This is a genomic window from Komagataeibacter kakiaceti JCM 25156 (assembly GCF_000613305.1).
Genome location: NZ_BAIO01000354.1, coordinates 1 through 2,449 on the forward strand (window position 1 = coordinate 1; position 2,449 = coordinate 2,449).

Below are 2,449 nucleotides of genomic sequence, written 5' to 3' on the forward strand. Positions count from 1 at the left end.
CCGGTCGCCTGCCCGATGGGCATGTGTCCGTCGTGCGCGCAGTGCGTGGCCCGCGTGAGGTGCTGGTGGATCAGGCCGAACTGGGTGCCGGGCCGGGTGGGCCGGGCCGAGCCGGTGATCGACGTCTCGGCCCGCAATGACTGGTCGCGGGTAAAGGTATGGTGGGCCCCCATTCACGACATGGGCAAAACCGTCTATCCTGCATATGGATTTATCCTGCCGACGGGTTGATCCGGCTGTCATGGATGCTTGCATATCATGGGCGCGCCCCTCACATAGGCGGGGAAGGGCAGGTTGTCCGCCGTATGGGATGGCGGGCGCGGAAACGGCATTTTGCGTCATGGACGCGGATTGGGGAACGCAATGGGTAGCTTGAGCTGGGGACATTGGCTGATCGTACTGGCCGTGGTGCTGGTACTGTTTGGCGGCGGCGGCAAGATCAGTTCGCTCATGGGGGACATGGCGCGCGGCATCAAGTCGTTCAAGAAGAACATGGCCGATGACACGCCCGATGAACCGGTGCCCACCGGCCATATACAGGGCCCGGCACGCGAGAAGGACGCCGCCTTTACCGAAGCGCCGCAGCGTTCCGCCAATAACGTGAAATGATGTGGGCCGCATGCCAGGCGCATGCGGGCGGACGGCGTAATGGATGAAACAGCATTTCCCGCTGGCGCGTACTGCCACGCGGTTGACCGGATTATTGCCGCGGGCCGGCGGATGGACCGTTTTGGCTGGGTGCCCGCCACGGCGGGCAATATCAGCATCCGCCTGCCCGATGGCACGCTCGCCATCACGCGCTCGGGCGGGCACAAGGGGCTGCTGGGGGTTGATGGGGTGATCCGCGTGGACGCCACGGGCAGGCCCTGCACCCCCGGTGACCGCCCCAGCGCCGAAACCCTGCTGCACTGCCAGATCTATGCCCATGACGCCACGGCGGGCGCGGTGCTGCATGGCCATTCCGTCGCCTCCACCGTGCTGTCCATGGCGGGCGGGGACGCGCTGGCGCTGGAAGGCTATGAGGTCCAGAAGGTGTTTGCCGGGCAGGATACGCATGCGGCGCGGGTGCATGTGCCCATATTCGACAATGACCAGGACATCGCCCGTCTTTCCCATGTCGTCGCACCGCATCTGGCGGGCATGTGCGCGGGCTACATCATTCGCGGCCACGGCGTGTATGTCTGGGGCGCGGACATGGATGTGGCGCTGGCCCGGCTGGAGGGGCTCGAATTCCTGCTGGCCTGCGAACTGGAAAGAAGGAAGGCCCGATGAGCAGCCTGAGCGTTTATGCCGATGACCGGCCCGGCGTGGCCTGCCTGCGCCTGACCGACCCCGCGCGCATCGCGGCCGAGCTGGCCCGGATCGGCGTGCGTTTCGAACGGTGGACCAGCCCCGTCACCCCCCCGCGTGACGCCACGGAGGCCGAGGTGCTGGACGCTATCGCCCCTATCTTGACCAGTTGATGGGGGAGACGGGGGCCGGTTCGGCGGATGTGATCCGTGTCGGCCCCGATACGGCGGGCTGGGCGCAGGCACGGGGCAAATACCTGTCCGAACATGTCCATAGTGAGGACGAAGTGCGCTTTTTCGTCCATGGGCAGGGGAATTTCGTGCTGCATACGCAGGGCCATGTCTATGACGTGTGCTGCACCGCGGGCGACCTGATCTCGGTCCCCGCGGGCACGCCGCACTGGTTCGATGGGGGCGTGACGCCGGATTTCGTGACGCTGCGCATCTTCACCAACCCCGATGGCTGGATCGCGCAATATACCGGCAGCGACATCGCGGCCCGCTTCCCCGTTGAAGCCTGAGCCGCATGAAGGAGATGAGAACGTGACCCAGGCCACGCAGCCGCCCGTGCGTGCGGTGCTGCTGGATATCGAGGGGACGACCATACCGGTTTCCTTTGTCCATGACACCCTGTTCCCCTACGCCCGCAAGGCGCTGCCCGCCCTGCTGCGCAGCCGGGCCGATGACCCGCAGGTCAAGGCGCAGATCGCGGAAATCGCCCGCCTTGCCCCCGGCGTGCCCCCCCTGCGCCAGCTTGAGGCATGGATGGACGCGGACGCCAAGGTCGCGCCGCTGAAGGCGCTGCAGGGCATGGTCTGGGCGCAGGGTTATGCCGATGGCGTGCTCAAGGCCGTGCTGTACCCCGATGTGGTACCCGCGCTGCGGTGCTGGGCGGCGGCGGGGGTGGCGCTGGCGGTCTATTCATCCGGTTCGGTCGCGGCGCAGAAGCTGATCTACGGCCATACGAGCGAGGGCGACCTGAGCAGCGTCTTCGTGGGGTTCTATGACCTGGCGATGGGAAGCAAGCGGGAGGCGGAAAGCTATCGTCGCATCATGCACGACGCCCAGTGGCAGGCGGGCGACGTGCTGTTCCTGTCCGATGTCGTGGCCGAGCTGGACGCGGCGGCCAGCGCGGGGCTGCGTACCTGCCAGATCGCCCG

The 2,449-nt window shown here is 66.7% G+C and carries 3 protein-coding genes and 2 pseudogenes; all 5 read left to right on the forward strand.

Annotated features, from left to right (window positions below):
- Window positions 1–231, forward strand: a pseudogene (locus JCM25156_RS31275) (CHAP domain-containing protein); the annotation flags it as partial.
- Between the two features lie 132 nt (window positions 232–363).
- A complete protein-coding gene (locus JCM25156_RS13650) occupies window positions 364–609 on the forward strand; it encodes a twin-arginine translocase TatA/TatE family subunit (RefSeq protein WP_025813518.1) in 246 nt (81 codons plus the stop codon).
- Window positions 610–648: 39 nt separating this feature from the next.
- Entirely contained in the window at window positions 649–1,272 is a 624-nt protein-coding gene (locus JCM25156_RS13655; RefSeq protein WP_025813519.1) for a methylthioribulose 1-phosphate dehydratase, read from the forward strand.
- Window positions 1,269–1,810, forward strand: a pseudogene (locus tag JCM25156_RS24485) (1,2-dihydroxy-3-keto-5-methylthiopentene dioxygenase). Before JCM25156_RS13655 ends, JCM25156_RS24485 begins: the two are co-directional and overlap by 4 nt.
- A gap of 22 nt (window positions 1,811–1,832) precedes the next feature.
- A partial coding sequence (gene mtnC, locus JCM25156_RS13665) for an acireductone synthase (protein WP_025813520.1) occupies window positions 1,833–2,449 on the forward strand: 617 nt, incomplete at its 3' end.

Excerpts from the sequence above, each read along its gene's own strand:
- JCM25156_RS13655 (WP_025813519.1), top strand. The coding sequence starts at position 649 with ATGGATGAAACAGCATTTCCCGCTGGCGCGTACTGCCACGCGGTTGAC.
- JCM25156_RS13650 (WP_025813518.1), top strand. The coding sequence starts at position 364 with ATGGGTAGCTTGAGCTGGGGACATTGGCTGATCGTACTGGCCGTGGTG.